We start from the raw sequence: 24,985 nt of genomic DNA on the forward strand, positions 1-24,985 counted from the left end.
TTTAGAATAATTTATATTATTAACACAAATATACATTTAATATAAAAAAAACCTGTTATTATTTAGATTTTCATAACATATCGCGGTTTAAAAAAGTGTTCTTTTTATGACCTTTCTAGACATGCTTTTTGTTGCGTACCTTTTTGTAATTTAATTTGGCTAGTAGCGCCTATTTTTTATATTTGTTGCTTGTTTGCTTACTTACGCCACACGACACTATGCTAAAATTGAAACAATTAACGGTATTATTATGCCTAGTTAGCTGTATACATTCGGGGTTTTCACAATGGGGATTTTCAAACGAAGTTGGCCTTATTGTTGGACCTGTACAGTTTAGATCTGATTTTGGCGTTAGAAACGACCAAGGTACCAACTTTGGAAACTCTGGATATGGAATAGGCCTCATACACTATATTAATTTTGCCTATCGGGCAGATTGCCAGTGCTATTCGCGCTACACTTATTTTAATGACCATTTTAAATTACGAAGCGAAATTTCTTTCAATAAAACCAAATTAAACCACTTTGGTAAGTGGGTGGATAGGAATAATGAAGAAGCCAACAAACTGCGTGCACATACGGGCGAGGCAAATAATTTTGATATTGGGATGCAATTGGAATACTTTCCGTTAAGTATACGCGATTTTCAAGGATTTGATTACCGCTTAGCACCATTTATTAGTTTAGGCGCGCATTATACAACATATAGGCCAAAAGCAGCTACAACTTACGTAAATCCAAATACAGGCGTGGCCGATAATAATATTTTAAACCCTGATAATTTTTGGTCGCCTTGGGAACCAGGCTCCATTAATCCGGATTCGGGCAACACGTGGTCGTTGGTTACCAGTGTTGGGGTGCGATATAAATTAACTGCCCTATCGGATTTAATGCTAGATATGCGCTTGCAAACCTATTTTAGCGACTGGATAGATGGTTTAAATCATCAATTACCTTCCAATAAAAACAACGATTATTTACTTTGGTTAAATGTGGGTTACATTTACTACCTAGATTAAAAAAGTTTTAGGTAAAATACACCATGCGTTTAATGGCTAAACATGTGTTTTTTATAGGATTTAAAACAACAAGGCGTGTTCTAAATCTGCTATTAAGTCGGATACATCCTCAATACCAACACTTAACCGAATTAAATTATCTGAAATCCCTAGTGCTTCTCGTGTTTCTTTTGGAACACTGGCATGAGTCATGCTAGCAGGATGGCCCACTAAAGATTCTACACCTCCTAAAGATTCTGCCAAGGTAAACAGTTTACAACGCTGAATAATTTTAAGCGTATCCTGATAATTTGTAGCTTTTGTTGTAAAGGAAATCATGCCTCCAAAATCGCTCATCTGCTTTTTAGCAATATCATGGTTCGGGTGTGAAGGGAATCCGGGCCAATATACATTTTCAATGTTAGGATGCCCCTTTAAAAAAGAAGCGATGGCTTTACCATTTTCGCAGTGGCGTTGCATTCTTACGTGCAGCGTTTTTAATCCGCGTAATACCAAAAAGCTATCTTGAGGCCCACAAACAGCTCCGCTAGCGTTTTGAATATGGTATAACTGGTTTGCCAAATCTTGATTGTTTACCACCAAAGCACCCAAAACCACATCGCTATGACCTCCTAAATATTTTGTAGCCGAGTGCATAACAATATGGGCTCCCAAATTTAATGGCTGTTGTAAATAAGGTGTGGCAAAGGTATTATCTACTGCCAACAGTAACCCATGTTTTTCTGCCAGGTAGGCACATGCCTCAATATCAATAATATTCATCATGGGGTTTGTTGGTGTTTCTACCCAAAGCAATTTAGTATTAGAATTAATATAGGACGTTATATTGGCAGGCGTTTCCATATTAACAAAATGGCAGGTAATACCAAATTTTTTATAGGTGGTGGTAAACAACCGGTAAGAACCACCATACACGTTGTTGGTGCAAATAACTTCATCGCCCGGATTTAGAAGTTTACATACAGCATCTATGGCTGCTAAACCCGACGCAAAGGCCAAACCATACTGACCATTTTCTATACTGGCTAGCGCATTTTCTAAAGCATGCCGGGTAGGGTTACCACTTCTGGAGTATGCGTATCCCTTATGGTTTCCCGGCGCCTGTTGTGCATAAGTAGTTGTTTGGTAAATAGGCGTCATGACGGCACCGTAAGCTGGATCTAACTTTTGGCCACCATGAATAGTTTTGGTATTAAATTTCATGCCATAAAATTTTTATTTGGGTTAGCATATTTGTGGCGTTTCCCGAAAAACAACCATCCAACATCAAAAATATTAACCTATTTAATTGCGCAGTTATGCTTGTAACAAAGTTAACGTATAATTCGGTGTATTCAAATGCAATAAGTACCTTTATTACCTAAATTAATGCAACCAGTATCATGCCAAAACACGTTCTGTATTTACTCGTTATTTGCTTGGTTTTTTCCTGTGCTGAAGAATCCACAATTACTTTTAGCGAGCAAACTATTACAAGTCCAACAAACCAAATTGTAGAAGTAAATATTCCGGTGGCTTACGGCCATGAATTAATAGCAGCTAAAATAAACAGTGCTATAGATTCTGTTATTATTGCTAATTTATCGTTTAATACGGAAAACAGCGCGTATCCCGAAACACTTTCAGAAAGCATTGAAGCTTTTAATGCTGCTGCTAACAGATTTAAAACCGACTTTCCTGAAAGCCCAATGGCCTGGGAAGCTCAAATTGATGGCGAAATAATGTACCAATCTAATACCGTTATATCTGTAGCCATAACCAGTTATTTAAACACTGGAGGAGCACACGGAAATCTGGTTATTTCCTTTTTAAATTTTGATGCATTTACCGGAAAACGCTTGCGAAACCAGCAACTTTTTAATGATTATGCGGCATTTAAACAGTTAGCCAAAAAATCATTTAGCAAGCATATTGCAAATAAAGAAGATTTATATTTTGACCCCGATAATTTTGTACTACCAGAAAACATAGGTTTTAACGATACGGGCGTTATTCTGTTATATAATAGCTACGAAATTGCACCATACACCACAGGTTTAACAGAATTTACCATAGACTACGAAACTATTTACGAGCTTTTAAATTATTACTAACCGGTGCTACAACCAGAAGTACAAACTAAACAAGGCCGGCTTGCTTATTGGATATATTGGCTTTACTTTGCACATTATTTTGAATCTTACCATACATGTTATGAAAAAAGTATATTATCTAAAAAGCTGTAATACCTGTACACGTATTTTAAACGACATTAAGTGGCCAGCAGATGTTGTTTTTCAAGATATAAAACAAGAAGCCATAACCGCAGCCCAACTTGAAGCTATGCGTGCCCTTTCTGGCAGTTATCAAGCGCTTTTTAGTAAGCGTGCGCAGCTGTATAAAGCAATGGATTTAAAAAACGTACAGTTAGAAGAAGCCGACTATAAAAATTACATTTTAGAACATTATACATTTTTAAGCAGACCTGTGGTTATTTACAACAACAACATTTTTATTGGTAGCTCTAAAAAAAATATTGAAAACCTAAAAGCTGCGTTACGTGAATAACACCAGAATTTTTGCCTTGTTAGCCGTATTTATGGTGCAAGTTATTTACGGATTTACCTTTACTTTTGCCAACGATGTTATAGACGCAGGTTACATTAAACCTTTTGGGTTTATTGTGTTGCGCGTTCTGGGTGCAGCCATACTGTTTTGGCTTTTAAGTCTTTTTACAGTTAGGCAAAAAATAGACAAACAAGATTACCTTAAGTTTTTTGTGGCGTCCATTTTTGGTATTGCTTTAAACATGCTTACCTTCTTTAAAGGGTTTGAGTACACAACACCTATTCATGCTTCGGTAATTATGACTGTGGTGCCCATTGTGGTATTAACACTTTCCGCTATTTTTTTAAAAGAACGCATTACAAACCTTAAAGTTGTGGGTATTATTTTAGGTTTTTCGGGTGCCCTAGTTTTAAGCCTCTATGGCAAATCTACCCAAGTTGGCGATAACATTCCTTTAGGCAATTTATTGGTTTTTATTAATGCCGTTTCTTACAGTATTTATTTAATACTCATAAAAAAAATCACTGAAAAGTACCACCCATTTACCTTTATTAAATGGCTATTTTTATTTGGTTTTATATTGGTATTACCATTTGGCTATAAAGAGGTTAGCCTTATAAATTGGGGCAGTTTTTCGCCTTATATTATTTTTTCGGTGCTGTTTGTTATTATTGGCGCCACCTTTACCACCTATTTACTAAACCCCATTGCCTTACAACATTTAAAAGCGTCCACGGTTAGTACCTTTTTATATTTACAGCCAGTAATTGCGGGTATTTTTGCAATATTAATGGGTAGCGATAGTTTAAATGTGGTTAAACTTGTGGCCGCTGGCTTAATATTTACAGGGGTATATTTGGTTACTAAAAAACCCCGAGCAACTTTAAATTAAACAGAAAGGTTTTCGGGTTTTTTGCCAGCCACGCGTGTATCTTCTTTAGTGAGTATTTTAAAGTTTTTCGACTTCGGAAACGTTTCGGCCACCTTCAGTAATTCAGCAGGAAGCGGAACGAGCTTACGCGTACGCAGGTCCATCCAGGCACCTAACATTTCGCAATGTGCTATATTATGCCCCTTATGGTTGTAAAAATTATGATCAAATTTAAAGAAAGTCCCATCGGCACTTAAACCAGACACCTCCAAACTTACCTGTAGCGGTTTACCCATAAAAACCTCCTTAAAATAATACATATGTTCGTAAAACACCACAGGGCCAATATTGTAATGGGCCAGCTCCTGTAACGAAAACCCTTTTTCAATTAAGAAGGCCATACGGGTATGACTCATAAAATTGGTATAAGCACTGTTAGCTAAATGTCTGTTTGCATCAACATCGCTCCAGCGTATTTCAAATTGCTTGGTATACATGACTCATAAAGTTAGAAGGCAAAATTACAATATTCTAGTTGGCACGCATAATATTCGGTTACAGTTTTCTAAACCTTGAGTTTTAATTACCTTTGTACAACTTTATTTAATACTTATGATACATTCAATGACTGGTTATGGGAAATCTGTAATTCAGTTACCAACCAAAAAAATAACGATTGAAATTAAATCGTTAAACAGTAAGAACCTAGATTTGAATGCCAGAATGCCTTCAAATTATCGCGAAAAAGAGTTAAGCTTAAGAAAGCTAATTGGCCATAAATTAGAACGCGGTAAAATTGATTTCTCCATATTTACAGAAGTTACCGGCGAGGAAACTACCACCCAAGTAAATAAACCAGTTGTAAAACAATACATAAAACAACTAAAGGAATTAGTAGATGGTAACGAAACCGAACTACTTAAAATGGCTGTTCGGTTCCCAGATGCTCTAAATACCGAACGCGAAGACATAGACGATAATGAGTGGCAGGCCATTTTAGAAGGTGTTAACACCGCATTACAGCACATAACAACCTACCGCCAGGACGAAGGTTTAGCTTTGGAAACCGATTTTAAAGCGCGAATAGCCAACATAAATCGTATTTTAGAAGCCATTATAGCCATGGATCCCGAGCGAATTGAAGGGGTTCGCGAGCGTTTGCGAAAAGGTGTTGAAGAGTTGAAAGAGAAAGTTGACGAAAACCGCTTTGAACAGGAACTGGTTTTTTACATCGAAAAATTTGATATTACCGAAGAAAAAGTACGCCTAAAAAACCATTTAGATTATTTTGTTCAGGCCTTAAATTCAAGCGATTCTAACGGAAAAAAACTAGGCTTTATTGGTCAAGAAATGGGCCGCGAAATAAATACCATTGGTTCCAAAAGCAATTATGCACCTATGCAGAAATTAGTTGTGCAAATGAAGGACGAATTAGAAAAAATTAAAGAACAATTATTAAACGTATTATAGGCAGTTGTTGCAAATTCTTGCTAGGCTATTTTTACTAAAACATTACCATTGACAGAACAAATTAACCCAAAAAACGGCAAATTAATTGTATTCTCGGCACCATCCGGATCCGGCAAAACAACCATTGTTAAACACCTTTTAAGCCTAGACGCCTTAAATTTAGAGTTTTCAATTTCGGCCACCTCGCGCGATAAACGCGGTGAGGAAGTACACGGTAAAGATTATTATTTTCTATCTGCTCAAGAATTTAAAAATAAAATTAAAAACGACGAATTTTTGGAGTGGGAAGAGGTGTATAGAGATAATTTTTACGGCACCTTAAAAACCGAAGTGGAACGTATTTGGGCACAAGGGAAACATGTTATTTTTGATATAGATGTTTCTGGTGGCTTGCGCATAAAACGTAAATTTCCAGACGAAACTTTAGCTGTTTTTGTAAAACCACCTAGCATAGACGCGTTAAAAATTCGTTTAAAAAAGCGCCAAACAGAAAGTTCAGACAAAATTAATATGCGCATAGCAAAAGCCTCTGCCGAACTAGCTACAGCCCCTCTTTTTGATGTTATTATTGAAAATGACGATTTAAAAAAGGCCTTAACCGAAGCCGAAGTTTTGGTATCCAACTTTATAAACAACTAATGTGTTATGAAAATAGGCTTGTATTTTGGTACGTTTAATCCCATTCATATTGGCCACCTTATTATTGCCAATGAACTTGTTGAAAACAGCAATTTAGATCAGGTATGGTTTGTTGTAACGCCGCAAAGCCCGTTTAAAAAAAAACAATCTTTGTTGGATAATTATGAACGTTTGGAAATGGTACATCGGGCTACAGATATATACAACAAATTAAGGCCATGCGATATTGAATTTTCATTACCACAGCCCAATTATACCGCTTATACATTGGTCCATTTGCAAGAAAAATATCCTAAACATGCGTTTTCCTTAATTATGGGCGAGGATAACTTAAAAAGTTTTCACAAATGGAAAAACTACCAAGCTATTTTGGATAATCATGATATTTATGTGTACCCCAGAATTTCTGAAGGCAAAATTGAAACCCAGTTTGATGGCCACAAACGCATACATCATGTGCATGCGCCCATAATGGAACTGTCATCCACCTACATAAGAAAATCTATTAAAGCTGGTAAAAACATTCGGCCTATGCTACCAGATACTGTTTGGCAATACATAGACCAAATGGGCTTTTACAGTTAAGATGGCACCTGTTCAGGAATAGAAATCGTTTCTAAATCCGCTTTACAAACCTGAACACCTGCCAATATTGAAGCATTATTCTGAACATTGTACTCTTTACACAGATTTATATAGTAATCCATACCAGTTAATAAATTAGCTTTAAAGGTTGCCCATTTTTTAAGTTGCTTGCTTGTTATAGGTTCTGTAAACTCGGCAATCTCGTTTTGCAAATAACTTACATACATTTGCAACTCTTTCACAAACATATGCGGCCTGTTTATTTTGGCCAACACAGATTTTTTGCCATAAATATGCTGTACCATAGCCATTAACGGCAGCTCTTTATCGAAATAGGCTAAATTTGGTCCGGGACATATTACAACACCTTGCTTTTGGCCTTTTATAGGCATCTTATTTTCCAGATACGAGGCATTTGCCAGTCCAACACATAAACACGCTTTTTCGGTAATTTTGTTTTTAGCCATGGCATATTTCTTGGCTGTTAGTGTTTCCTTTTTTTCTTGAAGTTCGTTTAATTTTATATCCTGATATTTTTTTGAAGCCGTACAAATACCCTCTGGTCCAAACTCTTTACTTAAGGCTAAAAACTTTTTTGGGCAGGAACTACCTGCTTTATTTTCTGAAATACGCTGTTGTTTAAAAAACTCGTTGGACGAGCCTTTTACAGTGTTAAACGGCACACCTAATGGCGAAATACCACTTAAATATAAATCCGATTCTTTAGCATGAGCCAATAATTTTCGGGTTTCGGGATCTACCGATGTGGCCTCTGGAACCAGTAAAAACGGACTACCCCAACCCACAGAATCCACTTGATACTTTTCAATTAAAAAGGCGTGCTCTTCGGCTGTACCCACACCTCCTTGTACTGTAATTTTTACTGCTAATGGCTGTTTTGGCGCTCTTAAATTTTTATCTGCTAAAGCTTTTTCATAAATAGTATGTGTGTCGTTTATGAGGGCTGCTTTCTTTTCTTTAAACTCCTGCAAAATGGGGCCAAGTAAATAGCCTTCGGTAGCAAAAGCATGGCCGCCACAGTTTAATCCCGACTCAATGCGGTACTCGGACACCCACAAACCTTTTTTAGCTAAAAACTTACCCTGAATTATGGCCGATCGGTAATCGCTTACTTTTAAAATAATCTGCTTGTTTAGTTGTCCGTTTGCATCGGGAAAGAAATCGGTAAAGGTTTCAAAATAACTGTATAATCGCGGATTCATTCCAGCAGAAAGCACCACTGCCGATTTTAAATTACTATTAGCAAATCCGCGCAATGCGGCATGCGCATCGTTGTGAATTACGGGCAATTGTTCGGATTTATGAAAATTATCTTTGTCAATTTTCGTCATAATATTAACATCAATGCTGCCTGGAGCCAAATGCGTATCTATGTATTTTTTTAAGTTCTCTTTAAACACAGATCCCTCCAATAAAAAGCTAGCAAGCCCTTGTTTTACCTCGGAAGTATTGGGTAGTATTTGAATAAAATTTTCCAAAGCTGTTTTACTTTCTAACAGCTCTTCCTTAAAAGCCGTAAATTTTTTGGACACAATAGTATCTACTAAATTTAAATAGGAAGTTATTCGTTTTGCCCGCGAATCAGTTACTTTTTTGGTAATTTCTTGGTAGGGCAAACTAAATTTACGAGCATAAAATGCATTCATTCTTTCTAGAAGCTCATCGTCTATAATGGATATGACAGACGAAATACCAAAATGAGCCACACGAATAGGGCTGTCAATGGTATACGCTAAACCCATTACAGGAATATGAAAACTATGTGTTATATGGGGTGTTAACATGATTTTTTTAATTAATTAAGCTTCAAAATTGCTAAATACAGCGTTTTTAAAAGCTGATAATTATCATACCTCAAATACTTTAATAGGGTTATTTTTGGTGGTTATTTTCTAGCGGTAGCTAATTTTTATCCTGTTCTTTGAGGTAGTTAACATACTGCAAGCCCTTAGGTTTTGAAAAATTAAAGCCAGCATATTTGTTGGAACAAATATATAAAGCACCAACCCTTTAGTGCTAAACCAAAATAAGGCGCATATAACGAGCTTAAAAAAAAGCATTAGCCAAAAAGCTCAAAATAATTTATTACATTTAAAATCAATTAGAACGACATTTTTTATGAAACACTTAATATTATTACTGGTTTTATTAACCTCATCGGCTGTGTTTTCGCAATATTACCCAGCTAAAATACTCATGACAACTGGCGACATAAAAGAAGGTTTTGCCAAATTACCATCTAACAAAATGCTAGATAATAAGATTGAGTTTAAAACCACTAAAAATGGAACGCGAATAGATTTGGATGAAGATGGTATTTACCAAATTTTATACACGGCAGATACTGGCACACAGTTTTTATTTGAACGCTCGCAAGCGGTGCACCTGTTTAAATCCTTTGGAAAAGAAGTAGAAGTTGAAAAAGCTAATAAACATTGGATGCTGTTAATTCATCAAAACCCAGCCTTAAACGAATACTCTTTAGCACAACGCTACAAAATAGATAAAAAAGGCAGAATGGTTTCTATAGTTGGTAACGGTTCGTTTTGGACTACTATTTACTTTTTGTTTCGCAAACCAGATGCAGAAAACGCTTATATTGTTAGCGGGAAAGGCTTTACCCATGGTCAGGTTAGAAAAGCCATGGCTATCTTTTTTAAAGACACTCCAGCCTTTGTAGCACGCATTGAAAAGAAAGAATTTAAAAATTGGGATGTTCATAAAGTAGCCGACGCTTATTATAATAGCTTATAATACGGTATTACCCTCTAAATAAAAAGAAATCGGCTTTCATGTCCTCAATTTGGCCATCCTCATTGGTTATAATATAATCGATAGCCTGGGTTGTAAATTCATGGCCTTTTTGGGTTAAGGAAACCACGTTATTAGTAATAGTAATCATATTATTTTTTAAGGCTAAATCCAATACCGTTTTAGCGCGTATTTTTTGCCAATTTATATGTTCCGAAAGGTGGTTTACATGCCGTTCGCTTGCTTCTGTGTGGTTTTTTAAATGCAGCAAAAAGGTAAGCAGTGACACTTCAATTTTTTGTTGTTTTTCACGGTAGGTAACTGCTATTAAACCCTTGTTAGGGGCAAACAAATACACCATTAAAAATATTAACCCTAACATGGTGGTAATGGATCCTGCAATAGAGGCATCCAACCAATGCGCCAACCAATAACCTGAAACGGCACTAAAAACACCAAAAAACATAGATAATGCGAGCATTTTTTTTAAGTTATTAGTAAGTAAATAGGCACTTGCGGCGGGGGCAATCATGAGTGCCACTACCAATATAGCACCAACGGCTTCAAACGCACCAACGGTTGTAACGGCAGACACCGTCATGAGTCCGTAATGAATAGCCACTGGCGAAAACCCTAATGAAGCTGCTAATCCGGCATCAAACGTGCTTAATTTAAGTTCCTTAAAAAAAGCCATTAAGAATCCGATTATGGTAATAAGAATAACACCAACAACCCAAAGCGATTTTGGTCCCAGATCTGTTCCCGACATAAGAAGTCTGTCAAAAGGGGCAAATGCGAGCTCGCCTAACAATACAGCATCCACATCGAGGTGAATATCATTGGCATTTTTGGCAATTAAAATAACACCAATACTAAACAAAGCAGGGAATACGAGTCCGATGGCGGTATCTTCTTTTACCAAGCCTGTTTTCTGAATTTTTTCAACCAACACCACGGTTATAACGCCAGACAGCGTTCCGAGAACAATTAGTAAAGGTGAATTTAAATCCTGTGTTATAAAAAACCCAATAACCAATCCGGGTAATATTGAATGGCTAATGGCATCGCTAATCATGGCCATTTTGCGCAGCACCAAAAACACGCCCGGAATGGCACAAGCCAAGGCTACTAAACTTGCAATAAGTTGTATTTCTAATTGTGCGCTACTCATGTTTAGTAAGTTGTTGGTTATATAAGTTGGCCGCAGTTTCAAACCCTTTGGCGGTAAGACTCCACATATTGCCGTTTAGGGTTACCAGGTTTTTATCTACCAATTTCTGGAGCGTACCGCGGGTAAAACCCTGAAAATTATTTAAAATTTTTATGGTATGTGGATGCGAAATATTGTCGTGTGTTTTGGCTATTTGAAACATAAATGCAAGGGTTTTATGCTGCTCTAAATCGCGCCTGTTTTTAATAAAACGAATGTGCCTAAACAGCAACCCCCTACTTGGAGAAAATATAAAGGAAAACAACACAAATGCCGAAGCCACCAAAACAATAACCGGTCCGGTAGATAAGTTGTTTTGAGTGGCGCTAATGGCGGTACCAAACACACCCGAAAAGGCGCCAAAAATAGCCGCTAAAAAAACCATCGTACTCAAACTATTGGTCCATTGCCTTGCTGCAGCAGCCGATGCTAAAAGCATGGCGCTCATTAAAACCACTCCTACTGTTTGCAAACCTAAGACAATGGCTAAAACAATAAACGACGTAATTAAAACATCAATAATTTTTGTGTTAAAACCAATAGTTTGCGCATAATCTTTATCGAAAAGTAAAATTTTAAATTCCTTCCAGAATAGCAGCAATATTAACAAACAAAGTCCCGTAACAAATACCATGAGCCAAACATCGCTTTCCAATAAGGTAGCCGCCTGCCCAAACAAATAGGTGTCTAAACCCGCTTGATTGGCATTAGGTTGTTTTTGAATAAAGGTTAACAACAACATACCGAAACCAAAAAACAAGGATAATATTAAACCCAAAGCCGTATCAGATTTTAAATGGGTTTTGGTAACAATGCCGCGTATCCAAAACGTACCAATTAGCCCACTAACCAAAGCACCAATTAGTAACGTGTTACTGTCCTTGGCACCGGTAATTAAAAAAGCAATAGCAATACCTGGTAAGGCTGCATGAGAGATTGCGTCGCCTAGCAGGCTTTGTTTTCGCAGTACGGCAAAACTGCCCAACATACCTGTTACCGCACCTAAAATGGCGGTACCCAAAGTTATGGTGCGCAAGGTATAATCGTTAATAAGGAGTTCTATGTATTTTGAAAAGTCTATTTGTATTTATGTTTAGAATATGTTGTTATACGAAATTTTATTGCACTTTTACCAATTTATTACCTTTTTAGGTATTTTATTTTTGAATACTAACCTTGTAATTAATACCATAGGTTTTTGTTAAGTTATCGTCATTAAAGATATCTTTAACAGGGCCTGTAGCTATTTTCTTGACGTTTAAAAACGTTACCCAATCGAAATATTCGGGAACAGTTTGCAAATCGTGATGGACTACAATAACAGTTTTGTTGGCTTTTCGCAGAGATTTTAAAATATTAATAATAGCTATTTCTGTGGTAGCATCCACGCCCTGAAAAGGTTCGTCCATAAAATAAATAGAGGCGTTTTGAACAAGTGCGCGTGCTAAAAAAATACGTTGTTGTTGGCCTCCGGATAGTTCGCTTATTTGTCGGTGTTTAAAAGGCAACATACCAACCTGCTCCAAGGCTTCTAAAGCAGCCTTTTTTTCTTTTTGTCCAGGGCGTTTTATCCAACCCAAGCTTCCGTATGTTCCCATCATGACCACATCTAGTGCCGTAGTGGGAAAATCCCAATCTACACTTCCTTTTTGAGGCACATAAGCCACCAATTGGCGTTGTTTTCTGTATGGTTTTCCGTAAATACTTACACTGCCTGCAATGGGTTTTAAAATGCCTAAAATAGCTTTAATAAGTGTGGATTTCCCAGCACCATTGGGACCTACAATAGCCATAAGGACGCCCTCGGGTATTTCTAAATCGATATCCCAAAGCACCGGCTTATAATTATACGCAACAGTGAGGTCGTCTACTTTTACTGCCAAAACATGTGCAGATTTAGACATTGTATTTTGGGAATTCTGATTTTTTATATTATCCATCTTACTTTCCTTTTTTCTTACAGACCTAACAAGCTATTACAACCTGTACAATATTTTGAATAGTTGGGGCTGGCAAACACCTTGGCTGGTATGTTAGCCCTGATAGCAGCGGCATCCTTTTTTATTGTGATAAAAAAGATATAGCGGATAGCAGGAATAGCTTCAAATAAAAACAGATTTCACCATTTATGCACCTACTACTAACTAGATTCATTTTTTAAGTTTATTGTCATTACTGGTTTAATATGCACTACTTTTTCTGGGAAATATTTATTTTAAAGCATCTACAATGGTAGTTACATTATGAGTAAACATGCCTATATACGTACCTTCCTCTGTACCCGCATTTCCTAGGGCATCCGAATATAGGGTGCCGCCAATTTGAACGTTGAAACCTTTAGATTTTACGGCTGCTTGCAAGGCCTCGATAGTGCGTTTTGGCACCGAGCTTTCCACAAAAATGGCTTTTACTTGTTTGTCTATAATAAAGGCTGCTAAATTTTGAACATCCTGAACACCGGCTTCTGTTGCCGTAGACAAACCTTGTAAACCAACCACCTGAAAACCATAAGCCTGCCCAAAATAATTAAAGGCATCGTGTGCGGTTACTAAAATTCTTTTATTTTCGGGTAGGCTGCTAATTTTGTTGATAATAGTGGTGTGCAAAGTTTCTAGTTGTTTTAAGTACTTGGCACCATTTTGCTGAAACTGCTCCTGGTATTGGGGTTGTGCTTCCGAAAGTTTATTAACCACAAATTGAGTAATTTGTTGCCATTTGCCAATATTAAACCAAATATGTGGGTCGTAATTTGAAGCAAAATAAGCGGAACCAATAAGCGTGTTTTTATCCAAAGCATCGGTAACAGCAATGGCTTTAATATTTTGACTGGCCATTTTTTCGAAAACATCTACCAGTTTCCCTTCTAAATGTAACCCGTTGTAAAAAATTATATCGGCTTTGGCTAATTTAGTCACATCGCCCTCGCTAGCTTTATATAAATGCGGATCGACACCACTGCCCATTAAGCCGTTTACATCTATAAAATTACCTCCAATGTTTTTAACCAAATCGGTTAACATCGTTGTGGTGGTAACTACTTGCAGTTTGCCTGTGGACGCCGTGTTGTTTGTACAAGACAGGGCGAGGCTTAAAATTATAACTGCAAAAACTATTTTTTTCATAGGTCTAAATTAATGTTGCGAAGGTACTAAAAAAATAAATACTTAACGCAGCTTGTAGCGTAGCCCAAAGAAAAAACGAATGCCTTGATTTGGGCCGTAAACATAAGACGGATCGAAGGTTAAAGCATACGGATTATTGGGTGTTGGCAGCACATTTCCGTTGGAATCGAACTGAACATTTGTATCGAAAGGATCGTCTGCACGAGCAATGATAAACGGATTTCCTTTATTGGGCGTCCAGTTTAACAGGTTTTTTACACCCCCGTAAAAGTCGAAATTCTTTAAGCCATCGAAGGTTACTTGTATATTTTGAATACTCCACGTAGGCGAATATTCCGCACGCGGATCTAAATGGCTTAATAGCGGTAAACGCATAGGGCCATACAAATTGCCTGTATAATCCACGGTAAGGTGTGTTGGGTAGTTTTTATAGGAAACCGACCACACACCAGAGACGCTTTCTGTTAAAATTTGTTTGGTTCGTATGCCGTGTTCTTTTTGCGAAACGTCCTGCCATGTAGCCCCAACCGATGCGGAAATTCCTGCAGCAAAAACAGCATCCACATTTAAACTAATTCCTTTGGATGTAGAAGAACCTTGCAGATTTGAATAATTAATTTGGTTTGGATTGGTATCGTAATCTGGTAAAATAGCATTGGTAAAATAGGTGTACCATGCAGAGGTATCGAAGGTAAACTGCATGCCGCTGGTGGTGTATAGTTTTTTCAGGTAATTTACATTTACATTATAAGATTGCTCTGGTTTCAGTGCTTCCTCAATAATTACATCTCTGGCACCTGTTAGCGCTGCATGCTCCTCGGTAAATAAGTTAACCACCCTAAAACCTGTTCCAGCATTTAGGCGTATAATATCGGAATCGGTTGGTTTAAACCGATAAGCCAAACGCGGTGTAAATATGTTTCCGTGGCGTTTATCGTAATCGTAACGCAGGCCAACTAGCAGACTTTGTTTTTTACCAAAATCTATTTCATCTTGCACAAATAAGGAAGGAATAGCTATTTCATCTGGGTGTACGGTTGCTGTAGTATTATCATTATAATAGTTATACCGTATCGCTGCGCCGACTAAAAAATCGTGATTTTTAATTGTTTTATCCCATATAAATTGCCCGAAGCCTATACGCTGCTGTGCCAAATACGGGGTATTGCCATAAACGGAATTTTGATCGTGATCTGAATAGGAGAATTGGAAATTTATAGGCTCGGTAACCGGCAATTGGTAAGCGCCAATGAGTTCGTAGCGCGCTGTATAAATGCTTTCGCCATAAACTTCATCACCACCTCTGTATCGTTTATTCCAATTCATTTCGCCACCCCAACGGTCCTCATAAAAAAACCGTCCGGCAAGTGAGAACGTTCTATTATCAGGACGTTTAAAATTCCACTTCTGAAATATAGAAATACGGTCTTGCAGGGTTACATCGGTAAAATTATCGTTGTTATTATCTATAGGCTTATCGTATTTAAAATAATTAGTTCCAAAAAGAAGTGTCGCTTTTTCGCCAACTTTCGTTTTAAAACCAGCATCTAAATTCCATTCGCCCCACGTATTTATGCGGCTATCTGCAAACACTATAGGCGCATTTTCGGGTAATTTTGTAATCACATTTATAAGGCCACCAACGGCTTCACTTCCGTATAACGAGGATGCCGGACCTTTAACAACTTCTACTTGTTCAATTAGAGAATTTGGAATACCAGATAAACCGTACACCGTGGATAGCCCGCTAACAATTGGCATTCCATCTATTAACACCAATGTATACGGCCCTTCCAAACCGTTTATATGAATATCGCCTGTATTACAAACATTGCAATTAAGTTGTGGGCGCACCCCATTAACATTTTGAAGCGCTTCAAAAACGTTGGGCGTGGGGTTTTTTTTGAAAAAAGCCGCTGTATAAATTTCAACCGGCACCGGACTTTCTAATCGGGAAACAGGTTTTAGTGTTCCAGTTATAACCACCTCGTCCAAGGATTCGCCTGCTAACAAATTGAAATTAACACGGTAATTTTTATTGGTTATTGTCACCATTTTTTTACTTGTTGTATGTCCTGTATAAGAAGCTACAACCGTGTAACTACCTGGTTTCATATTCGTTATTATAAATTCACCAGCCTCGTTGGAAGTGGTACCTTTGGTTGTACCTTCTAAATAAATACTGGCATAAGGCAATACCTCACCTTCCGATTGTACCACTCCAGAAATACTGTAATTAGTTTGAGCAAAACTAGCAATGCCGCCTAAAAAAATAAGTAAGATTAGTCTCATGTTAAATATATTTTGTGCAAATATAAATATTATTTTAGATTAGTCTAAAAATATATTTAAGAAATATAATACCGTATATTTGTGTACTAATACGCGCTTATGATTACGTTAACTGAAGAAAACTATATAAAGGCCATATATCATTTAGGAAAGCAAGGCACCGAAAGTGTAAACACCAACGCCTTGGCCGATGCTATGAACACAAAAGCTTCTTCGGCCACCGATATGATTAGAAAATTAGCCGATAAAGATTACGCCAATTACAAAAAATACAAAGGGGTTACCCTAACGCCGTCTGGCAAAAAAATTGCTATTAACGTGATACGCAAGCACCGTTTGTGGGAGGTATTTTTAGTTGAAAAACTCAATTTTTCTTGGGATGAGGTACACGAACTAGCCGAGCAATTAGAGCATATTAAATCGCAAAAGCTTATTGATGAGCTGGACGCCTTTTTAGGATTCCCTACACATGATCCGCACGGCGACCCCATTCCAGATAAGCATGGCGATATTACCTATGTTGAAAAAATTGTATTGGCACAAGCCCAAGAAGGTCTTACTTACAGCTGCCTGGGTGTAAACGATAGCTCTTCTGAATTTTTACAATATTTAAACAAAAATGACATTGGTTTAGGCTCTGAAATACAGGTGGTTCATATAGAACCGTTTGACAAATCGATTACAATTAAAACCAACGGGAAGGTGTTAACCGTTTCGCAAAGCGTAGCCAAAAATTTATATTTAAAAAAACAGTAAATCACGTACTTTCTAACTACCTAAAAAATAAATACGCATGTTAAAAAAACGGCTTCTTGGAATTTGTTTCTTTCTAGGTTTTTTAGGGATTTTACAAGCGCAGCCTACAGCTCATACGCCGTTAATACTAAAAAAACTTCCTGTAAAGGACACCTTAACAGTAGCCAATTACAAGGTGGTGTTTACACGTGTCATAGCGGATTCACGCTGCCCAAAAGGCATTACATGTATTTGGGAAGGCGAAGTGGTTTTTGAGCTTGAAGTAATGAAATCTGACACCTTAATGCGCACCGAACGCATAACCATGCCACCTAGCGGTTACACACGCGAAGAGCGCCAAACAGTGATGCTAAACAACCAAACAGGTGTGCACATTTACAACCTTATGCCGGTTCCTGTAGCCAATAAAAAAACACCAAAAGCAGCTTATTACTTGCAACTGCAGGTTTTTAATTAATGGCAGTCACAATTTGAATTGCTACCACAATTTTTTGTTTTTTTACGTCCGCCAAAACCAGGAATCCCAAAAAACTTTCGGATTAAAAACAAGACAGCCAAGCCTAAAATGGTAAAAGCTGCAATGTCTTGAATAATGGTGTTCATAAAATACTTGTTTTCTAGAAAGCAGTATGTAAACTGCTACATAAGTGCCTTTTAGACACTATTTTAGTTTAAGATACGTATTACCGCATAAACTTACTAATGCCATTGTAATTTAAATTAGCAACTGATATGCTAAAAGTGCCATTACATACGCAAAGGCTGTCATGACTACCAATTGCCAAGCCGGCCATTTCCAACTATTAGTTTCGCGTTTTACAATTGCCAGGGTACTCATGCACTGCATAGCAAAAGCATAAAAAAGCAACAACGAAATACCTGAAGCAAAATTAAATAACGGTCCTCCTAAAATGGGGTTAACCTCGCCAGCCATACGGTTTTTAATGGTTTCCTCCTCCTCGCTACCCACGTTATAAATGGTTGCTAACGTACCAACAAAAACCTCGCGTGCTGCAAATGAACTAATAAGCGCAATGCCTATTTTCCAGTCGTAGCCCAATGGACGAATAGCAGGCTCTATAGCACGACCTGTTATGCCTATATACGAATGCTCTAGTTTATAAGAATCTATATGCTGGTCTAATTCTATTTCTGTGAGATTTTCATTAGCATATTGCTCTGTAACAATGGCTTCGGCATTATTAAAATTATCGCCAGGACCATAAGAGGCCAAAAACCATAGAATAATAGATATTGCTAAAATAATTTTACCAGCACCAAACACAAAGGACTTGGTTTTTTCAAGAACGGTAATACCCACGTTTTTTAAGAGGGGCAGCTTGTAATTAGGCATTTCTACCACAAAAAATGTTTTACTTTTAATTTTAAGGACTTTATTTAAAAGCCATGCTGAACCAACAGCTGTAGCAAAACCTATTAAATACAGTAACATTAAAGTTAAGGCCTGGTAGCTTAAACCTAAAAACCGCCCTTCGGGAATAACCAAGGCAATAATAATTAAATACACAGGCAACCTAGCGGCACAGGTAGTAAAAGGGGTAACCAAAATAGTAATTAAACGCTCTTTCCAACTTTCAATATTTCGGGTGGCCATAATAGCTGGAATGGCGCAGGCCGTACCAGAAATTAGAGGCACCACACTTTTGCCGCTTAACCCAAAACGGCGCATAACCCGATCCATTAAAAACACCACCCGACTCATATACCCGCTTTCTTCGAGAATAGAGATAAATAGAAACAAAAAGGCAATTTGCGGTATAAAAATAACCACGCCGCCAATTCCGGGAATAATGCCTTCAGAAATTAAACTGGTTAAAGTACCATCTGGCAAGGTATTTCGCGTCCATTCGCTTAAGGCTGCAAAGCTACTATCAATAAAATCCATTGGTATACTGGACCAATCGTAAATAGCCTGAAAAATCATTAAAAGTATAAAGGCAAAAATAGCATAACCCCAAACCTTGTGCGTAATTATCCTATCCAGTTTTATGCGTAAATCCTTTGCGGTACTTAAATCGATTGTCTGCCCTTCTTTTAATACCTGATTAATAAATTGATAGCGTTTTATGGTTTCCTTTTGCTGCAAACGTTTAATATCGGTGGTAGATTTGGTTTTAAAATCGGCTACCGCTTGTACGGTATTGCGGTCTACAGTACCAAAATTAACATCCTGTGTTATTACCAACCACAATTTGTACAGCAGTTGGTTTGGAAATGCGTTTTGCAAATTGCTAAAATAATCGGGATCTATTTCCGAAGCATTTAAACAGGGCTTTACAGACAATTCTTTGTAATTGGCAATAATATTTTTTAGCTGGTCAATACCTTGATTTTTGCGGGTGCTTATAAGTGCTATTTTGGTATTTAATTGTGTTTCCAGATAAGGAATATCTAAACTAATACCTTTATAATCCATTCTATCCGCCATGTTAATGGCTAAAATAGTTGGTATTTGCAAGTCTTTAATTTGGGTAAACAGCAGGAGGTTACGCTTTATGTTTTCTACATCGCAAACTACAACTGCTACATCGGGGAAATCTTTATCGTTTTTGTTTAACAGCAGTTCTATAACCACATTTTCATCTAAAGACGATGCATTTAAACTGTAGGTTCCGGGCAAATCTATAATATGCGCTTTTACGCCACGCGGTAGCTTACAAATTCCCTCTTTTTTCTCAACGGTTATACCCGGATAATTGCCAACTTTTTGGTTAAGCCCTGTTAAAGCATTAAAAACTGATGTTTTTCCGGTATTGGGATTTCCAATTAAGGCAACGTTAATTTGCTTACTCATCTAGCAATTTCTATTTGGATGTGCATGGCTGTTTCTTTTCGGATGGCTAGATGGCTCCCATTAATATTTAGGTACATGGGATCTGCAAAAGGAGCTACTTGCACCAATTCCACACTATTGCCGGGTAAGCAACCCATTTCCAAAAGTTTTAAAGGAATTAAGTTAGATGACACATCTACAATTACTCCTACTTCGCCCCGTTTAATGTCTGCTAAAGTTACCTGCACGCTTATTTAGATTGATTTTAAAGAAACGAAATTAACGTAAAATTTTAGTTAAAAAAAATGCTTGTCTAAAAACTATTCATATTCCCGCTGTAAGCGCTCAATATCTTCCAAAAGCATTTCTATTTCATCGCGTTTGGTTCCATCGTAAAATCCGCGAATTTGGCGTTTTTTATCGATAAGCATAAAGTTTTCGGTATGAATCATATCGTATGGATCTAATGAGTCGTCGTCGTCTTTTACGGCTAAATAGCTTTTTCTAGCCAAGTCGTAAATTTGTTTTCTATCGCCGGTAACTAAATTCCAACGGGCGTCGTCCACACCTTTTTCCAGAGCATATTTTTTAAGTTGCGCAACAGAATCAATTTCTGGTGTTACCGAATGTGATAAAAGCAAAACATCCGGGTTGGCCTCCAATTCATTCTGAATGTACACCATATTATCCGTCATAATAGGGCAAATGGTTTGGCAGGTAGTAAAAAAGAAATCGGCTACATAAATTTTATTTTCGTAATCTGCTTGGGTAACCGTTTTACCATTTTGATTGGTAAGGCTGAAATCGGCTATTTTATGATATTTTTTCTTGTAATGTAATGTGGTATCAACCAATTCGGCATTTACCATGGTAGGCTGGTAAATGGGCAAGGGTTTTTCAACATTTAAAATATTAAAGATAATAGTTACAATAATTATTGAAATAACCAGCAGGACTATACCAAAGTATTTATAGTCTTTAAAGAATGATAACATAACTACATTTTTTATAAGATGTAACAAGCATTTAATTGTTTTACAAAATTACGACACAATAGAAATTTAAGTGGTATTTTTAACATTCTTTATCAATTATATAAGCCGTGTAACATGAAAAATTACCTTTTAATTTGCTTGTTAACTATTGTAGTGCCTTTACAAGCACAGGACTATTTAAAATCTTTTAACCACATACAAGAAGCGGAAGCAAAAATGGCTTTAAAAAAAATGAGTCAGCGTTTTAGTCCAAACACCGGAAATTACGATATTAGGTACCACCGGTTGGAGTTAAATGTTAACCCGGCCATAGCTTTTATTTCGGGTAGTGTAACTACTTACTTTACTGCCAAGGAGCCACTTTCTGAAATTACTTTCGAGCTAACTAATAACATGACCGTTTCAGAGGTTTTACAACGCGGTGTACATCTTTCTTTTGTTCAAAATACCAATGATGAGGTTGTTATAACATTGCCAGAAATTCAAAATACGGGGGTTTTAGATTCGTTACGTATTTCGTATTCTGGAAATCCTGAAAGTTCGGGTTTTGGTTCTTTTGAACAAACCACACACAACGGCACACCCATTATTTGGACGCTTTCAGAACCCTATGGCGCCAAAGGTTGGTGGCCCTGTAAACAAGATTTAATAGATAAAATAGACAGCATAGATGTGCATATAACCACGCCACAATTTGCTCCAAATAACGATCCGTACGTGGCCGTTTCTAATGGTTTGGAAATAAACCAGACAAGCAGCGGCAATTTTAAAACCACTCATTACAAACATCTATACCCCATTCCTGCCTACCTTGTTGCCATTGCTGTAACCAATTACGCCGTGTATACAAATGAAGTACCAAATAATGGCAGTCCGTTTCCTATTGTAAACTATGTATATCCTGAAGATTTAGCCTATGCGCAGGCTAACACACCTATTACAGTAGATTTGATGACTGTTTTTGCCACCTTATTTGAACCCTACCCTTATGCATCCGAAAAATACGGTCATGCCCAATTTGGATGGGGTGGCGGCATGGAACACACGACCGTATCCTTTATGGGAAATTTTAACAGAAACCTTATTGCTCATGAGCTAGCACACCAATGGTTTGGAAACAAAGTAACTTGTGGCAGCTGGAAAGATATTTGGTTAAACGAAGGCTTTGCCACCTATTTAACCGGTTTAGCTATTGAACAACTAGACGGACCTAGTAATTTTATTAGTTTTAAACAACAGCTGGTTAACTCCATTACGTCGCAACCTGGTGGCGCCGTATATTTATCTGATGCAGACACCACCAATGTAAACCGAATTTTTAGTAGTCGCTTAAGTTATAACAAAGGCGCCATGGTTTTACACATGCTGCGAAAAAAACTAGGAGACGAGGCTTTTTTCCAAGCCACACAGGCTTACCTGTCTCATCCTGATTTGGCTTTTAATTACGCAAAAACTTCAGATTTAATTACCGTATTTGAAACAAACACAGGTCTAGATTTAACCACATTTTTTAACAATTGGCTGTTTCATGAAGGATACCCCTCGTATAATTTGCAATGGAACCAGCCCACAGCAACCACTGTGCATATTCATTTAGCACAAACGCAAAGCCATCCTTCGGTTAATTTTTTTGAAGCACCGGTTCCCGTGCGACTTGTGGGTAGTAATGGCAATATGGAAGATGTTATTTTAAACCATACTTACAACAACCAAAGCTTTACCATTCCGGTCAATTTTAACGTTAACACCATACTTTTTGATCCCGAAACCGATCTTATTTCCAGAAACAACACAGTTGTTTTAGCTACAGACACCTTCAATTTAGACGCCAAAATACAACTTTACCCCAATCCAACCACGCAGCATATTACCATTAAAAAACCTAAAGCATTACAAATTAACACTATAGAAATATACAATGCTCTGGGCCAACTTTTGGGCCGCTACCCTTGGCAAAGCCAGTTGGATTTTGAAGCCTATCCCGCTGGTTTGTTATATATTAGGCTAATTGGCAGCAAGGAGACAATTAATAAAACCGTGTTAAAAAAATAGCAATAAAGCGCTTATAGTTTTCTAAATGGTGTTAAAACACTACTTTTGTGCGCTATAAAAGATGATAAATACCCATGACCATTATTTTAATTAAGGCAGCACAATTATTTTTAAGTCTGTCTATACTTATTGTTTTACACGAATTAGGCCATTTTATTCCGGCTAAACTGTTTGGAACACGTGTTGAAAAGTTTTATCTGTTTTTTGATGTAAAATTTTCTTTGTTCAAGAAAAAAATTGGCGATACCGTTTACGGTATTGGCTGGTTACCGCTTGGAGGCTATGTAAAAATAGCCGGTATGATAGACGAAAGCATGGACAAAGACCAAATGGCACAACCCCCAAAACCATGGGAGTTTAGAACCAAACCAGCTTGGCAGCGACTTATAATTATGCTTGGTGGTGTGTTTGTGAATTTTGTTTTGGGCTTCGTTATTTATATGATGATTTTATTCGTGTGGGGAACAAACTACGCCACAAAAGACGATATTAAATACGGATTTGCCGTTACAAAAACCATGGAACAACAAGGCTTTCAGCAAGGCGACCGCATTGTTTCGGTGGATGACACCCCTTTCCATGAAATGGAGGACATTAACACCTACTTGTTGTTTAGAGATATTAATACAATAACTGTAGAACGTGAAAATGGAGACATTGCCAACTTAACCGTTCCAGAGGATATTGGCACCCAGTTGTTTGAGGCTGGCGACTTACCAGCTATGACTCCTCGCAGGCCTTTTCAGTTGGACTCTGTAGTACCAGAATCGCCTGCTGCCAAAGCGGGCTTATTAGCCACAGACGAATTGGTGGCTATTAATGGGAAAGCTATTAACTTTTTATCCGATTTAACTTACACCCTTAAAAACACCGGCATTACCGCAATGGATTTGGAAATAAGAAGAAACGGTGAAAACAAAATACTTAAAGTAACTCCTAACGAAGATTTTACTATTGGCATTGTAACCACAGGAACAGACCCGGATTATGTTAAAATAAGTCACAGAGACTACTCCTTGGGAGAAAGCATTACCAAAGGCGCCTCATTGGGCTACTGGAAAATAAAAGATTATTTAGCGCAATTTCAATATATTTTTACTAAAAAAGGTGCTGCACAAGTAGGAGGTTTTGCCGCTATTGGCAATATGTTCCCGGCTTCATGGAACTGGAAGGCCTTTTGGGAAATTACAGCATTCCTATCTATTATGTTAGGCGTTTTAAATTTAATGCCTATTCCGGCCCTAGATGGTGGTCACGTCATGTTTTTGTTATATGAAATTGTTTCGGGCAGAAAACCAGGCGATAAGTTTATGGAATATGCGCAACTTATTGGTTTCATTCTACTTATATCCTTGGTGTTATTTGCTAATGGAAATGATATTTACAAAGCCATTTTTAATTGATAAAAGAAAATACAATATTCTATAAAATTTTAGTGTTGTTGCTTTGCATAATCTAAATGTTTGTATATATTTGCACTCGCAAAAGAATAACACTCCTCCTTAGCTCAGTTGGTTAGAGCATCTGACTGTTAATCAGAGGGTCCTTGGTTCGAGCCCAAGAGGAGGAGCTACTTTAGAAGCCTTTACAATTGTAAAGGCTTTTTTTTTGCCTTAAATCCTAAACTACCAAGTGGTTTTTATAAGCTAGGCCAATTGTTTTGTAAGTGACTACATAATACCTCTAATAGTAAAACTCCCTAAATAACCCCTAAAACCAAAATTAGCTTATCGTTTTGTTGCAACAACTACTTACATAACCAGCCAACCCTAATTTTTCGTGAACTTTGGCCGCTTTAGTCGTTTTATAAATAATGCTACATGTAATTGTTTTTAAATGCACAACAATGTGTCGGTTATAA

At 37.3% G+C, this 24,985-nt stretch carries 24 protein-coding genes and 1 tRNA gene; 13 read left to right on the top strand and 12 right to left on the bottom strand.

All coding sequences use genetic code 11. The annotated features are described in order from the left end of the window. The first annotated feature begins 218 nt into the window (after positions 1–218). Positions 219–1,019, top strand: coding sequence for a THC0290_0291 family protein (locus tag ACFSQP_RS05875; protein WP_376892483.1), 801 nt, complete (start codon positions 219–221; stop codon positions 1,017–1,019). A gap of 60 nt (positions 1,020–1,079) precedes the next feature. Here the strand turns inward: ACFSQP_RS05875 and ACFSQP_RS05880 are convergent, their stop codons facing one another. After that, complete coding sequence (locus tag ACFSQP_RS05880; protein ID WP_376892484.1) at positions 1,080–2,222, bottom strand: cystathionine gamma-synthase; 1,143 nt, start codon at positions 2,220–2,222, stop codon at positions 1,080–1,082. Positions 2,223–2,401: 179 nt separating this feature from the next. On the opposite strand from ACFSQP_RS05880, the gene ACFSQP_RS05885 reads away from it, so the two are divergent. From ACFSQP_RS05885 to ACFSQP_RS05895, 3 genes are all read left to right on the top strand, one after another. Beyond that, the gene (locus ACFSQP_RS05885) at positions 2,402–3,112 is read left to right on the top strand and encodes a DUF3298 and DUF4163 domain-containing protein (protein ID WP_376892485.1); all 711 of its coding nucleotides are present in this window, start codon (positions 2,402–2,404) and stop codon (positions 3,110–3,112) included. 100 nt (positions 3,113–3,212) lie between these two features. After that, positions 3,213–3,566, top strand: a complete 354-nt coding sequence (locus tag ACFSQP_RS05890; RefSeq protein WP_376892486.1) for an arsenate reductase family protein — start codon at positions 3,213–3,215, stop codon at positions 3,564–3,566. Then, the gene (locus ACFSQP_RS05895) at positions 3,559–4,458 is read left to right on the top strand and encodes a DMT family transporter (protein WP_376892487.1); all 900 of its coding nucleotides are present in this window, start codon (positions 3,559–3,561) and stop codon (positions 4,456–4,458) included. Before ACFSQP_RS05890 ends, ACFSQP_RS05895 begins: the two co-directional genes overlap by 8 nt. Here ACFSQP_RS05895 and ACFSQP_RS05900 read toward each other — a convergent pair. Further along, positions 4,455–4,934 carry an acyl-CoA thioesterase gene (locus ACFSQP_RS05900; protein WP_376892488.1) on the bottom strand — a complete coding sequence of 160 codons (480 nt, stop codon included), beginning with the start codon at positions 4,932–4,934 and terminating at the stop codon, positions 4,455–4,457. The two genes, ACFSQP_RS05895 and ACFSQP_RS05900, sit on opposite strands and share 4 nt — an antisense overlap. Before the next feature lie 115 nt (positions 4,935–5,049). On the opposite strand from ACFSQP_RS05900, the gene ACFSQP_RS05905 reads away from it, so the two are divergent. Genes ACFSQP_RS05905 through nadD form a run of 3 tightly spaced genes read left to right on the top strand, consistent with a single transcriptional unit; the run spans position 5,050 to position 7,131 of the window. Next, positions 5,050–5,907, top strand: a complete 858-nt coding sequence (locus ACFSQP_RS05905) for a YicC/YloC family endoribonuclease (RefSeq protein ID WP_376892489.1) — start codon at positions 5,050–5,052, stop codon at positions 5,905–5,907. A gap of 48 nt (positions 5,908–5,955) precedes the next feature. Further along, positions 5,956–6,546, top strand: a complete 591-nt coding sequence (gmk, locus tag ACFSQP_RS05910; RefSeq protein ID WP_376892490.1) for a guanylate kinase — start codon at positions 5,956–5,958, stop codon at positions 6,544–6,546. 6 nt (positions 6,547–6,552) lie between these two features. Continuing rightward, positions 6,553–7,131 (top strand): nicotinate (nicotinamide) nucleotide adenylyltransferase, encoded by a 579-nt coding sequence (gene nadD / locus ACFSQP_RS05915; protein WP_376892491.1) that lies wholly within the window; start codon positions 6,553–6,555, stop codon positions 7,129–7,131. Here the strand turns inward: nadD and ACFSQP_RS05920 are convergent. Beyond that, positions 7,128–8,936: a hypothetical protein gene (locus tag ACFSQP_RS05920; RefSeq protein WP_376892492.1), complete on the bottom strand. Its 1,809-nt coding sequence runs from the start codon at positions 8,934–8,936 to the stop codon at positions 7,128–7,130. The genes nadD and ACFSQP_RS05920 overlap by 4 nt on opposite strands. Before the next feature lie 334 nt (positions 8,937–9,270). On the opposite strand from ACFSQP_RS05920, the gene ACFSQP_RS05925 reads away from it, so the two are divergent. Continuing rightward, entirely contained in the window at positions 9,271–9,906 is a 636-nt protein-coding gene (locus ACFSQP_RS05925; protein WP_376892493.1) for a hypothetical protein, read from the top strand. A gap of 7 nt (positions 9,907–9,913) precedes the next feature. Here the strand turns inward: ACFSQP_RS05925 and ACFSQP_RS05930 are convergent, their stop codons facing one another. The 5 genes from ACFSQP_RS05930 to ACFSQP_RS05950 all read right to left on the bottom strand — a co-directional run bounded on the left by ACFSQP_RS05930 (position 9,914) and on the right by ACFSQP_RS05950 (position 16,527). Further along, positions 9,914–11,074, bottom strand: coding sequence for a metal ABC transporter permease (locus ACFSQP_RS05930; RefSeq protein WP_376892494.1), 1,161 nt, complete (start codon positions 11,072–11,074; stop codon positions 9,914–9,916). Further along, positions 11,067–12,149, bottom strand: a complete 1,083-nt coding sequence (locus ACFSQP_RS05935) for a metal ABC transporter permease (protein WP_376892495.1) — start codon at positions 12,147–12,149, stop codon at positions 11,067–11,069. Before ACFSQP_RS05935 ends, ACFSQP_RS05930 begins: the two co-directional genes overlap by 8 nt. 121 nt (positions 12,150–12,270) lie before the next feature. Further along, positions 12,271–13,053, bottom strand: coding sequence for a metal ABC transporter ATP-binding protein (locus tag ACFSQP_RS05940; RefSeq protein WP_376892496.1), 783 nt, complete (start codon positions 13,051–13,053; stop codon positions 12,271–12,273). Positions 13,054–13,323: 270 nt separating this feature from the next. Next, positions 13,324–14,235, bottom strand: coding sequence for a metal ABC transporter solute-binding protein, Zn/Mn family (locus ACFSQP_RS05945; RefSeq protein WP_376892497.1), 912 nt, complete (start codon positions 14,233–14,235; stop codon positions 13,324–13,326). Positions 14,236–14,277: 42 nt separating this feature from the next. Then, positions 14,278–16,527, bottom strand: coding sequence for a TonB-dependent receptor (locus tag ACFSQP_RS05950; RefSeq protein ID WP_376892498.1), 2,250 nt, complete (start codon positions 16,525–16,527; stop codon positions 14,278–14,280). Between the two features lie 99 nt (positions 16,528–16,626). On the opposite strand from ACFSQP_RS05950, the gene ACFSQP_RS05955 reads away from it, so the two are divergent. Together ACFSQP_RS05955 and ACFSQP_RS05960 are read left to right on the top strand one after the other, a co-directional pair. Further along, positions 16,627–17,283: a metal-dependent transcriptional regulator gene (locus ACFSQP_RS05955; RefSeq protein WP_376892499.1), complete on the top strand. Its 657-nt coding sequence runs from the start codon at positions 16,627–16,629 to the stop codon at positions 17,281–17,283. A 37-nt stretch (positions 17,284–17,320) separates the two neighbouring features. Next, entirely contained in the window at positions 17,321–17,740 is a 420-nt protein-coding gene (locus tag ACFSQP_RS05960; protein ID WP_376892500.1) for a hypothetical protein, read from the top strand. On the opposite strand, the gene ACFSQP_RS05965 is transcribed toward ACFSQP_RS05960, so the two are convergent. From ACFSQP_RS05965 to ACFSQP_RS05980, 4 genes are all read right to left on the bottom strand, one after another. Further along, a complete protein-coding gene (locus ACFSQP_RS05965) occupies positions 17,737–17,886 on the bottom strand; it encodes a FeoB-associated Cys-rich membrane protein (protein WP_376892501.1) in 150 nt (49 codons plus the stop codon). The genes ACFSQP_RS05960 and ACFSQP_RS05965 overlap by 4 nt on opposite strands. Positions 17,887–17,998: 112 nt before the next feature. Further along, a complete protein-coding gene (gene feoB, locus ACFSQP_RS05970; RefSeq protein WP_376892502.1) occupies positions 17,999–20,098 on the bottom strand; it encodes a ferrous iron transport protein B in 2,100 nt (699 codons plus the stop codon). After that, positions 20,095–20,325 (bottom strand): FeoA family protein, encoded by a 231-nt coding sequence (locus ACFSQP_RS05975; protein ID WP_376892503.1) that lies wholly within the window; start codon positions 20,323–20,325, stop codon positions 20,095–20,097. The genes feoB and ACFSQP_RS05975 overlap by 4 nt, the downstream gene beginning before the upstream one ends. Before the next feature lie 72 nt (positions 20,326–20,397). Then, positions 20,398–21,072: an SCO family protein gene (locus ACFSQP_RS05980; protein WP_376892504.1), complete on the bottom strand. Its 675-nt coding sequence runs from the start codon at positions 21,070–21,072 to the stop codon at positions 20,398–20,400. A 114-nt stretch (positions 21,073–21,186) separates the two neighbouring features. Here ACFSQP_RS05980 and ACFSQP_RS05985 point away from each other — a divergent pair, with 114 nt between their 5' ends. The 3 genes from ACFSQP_RS05985 (at position 21,187) to ACFSQP_RS05995 (ending at position 24,694) form a co-directional block, all read left to right on the top strand. Next, entirely contained in the window at positions 21,187–23,124 is a 1,938-nt protein-coding gene (locus ACFSQP_RS05985) for a M1 family aminopeptidase (RefSeq protein WP_376892505.1), read from the top strand. Positions 23,125–23,198: 74 nt separating this feature from the next. Continuing rightward, positions 23,199–24,527: an RIP metalloprotease RseP gene (gene rseP, locus ACFSQP_RS05990; protein WP_376892506.1), complete on the top strand. Its 1,329-nt coding sequence runs from the start codon at positions 23,199–23,201 to the stop codon at positions 24,525–24,527. 93 nt (positions 24,528–24,620) lie between these two features. Next, positions 24,621–24,694 (top strand) — tRNA-Asn (locus tag ACFSQP_RS05995). Positions 24,695–24,985: the final 291 nt, after the last annotated feature.

This window comes from Bizionia sediminis, assembly GCF_042684585.1.
GTDB classification, from domain to species: Bacteria; Bacteroidota; Bacteroidia; order Flavobacteriales; family Flavobacteriaceae; genus Algorimicrobium; species Algorimicrobium sediminis.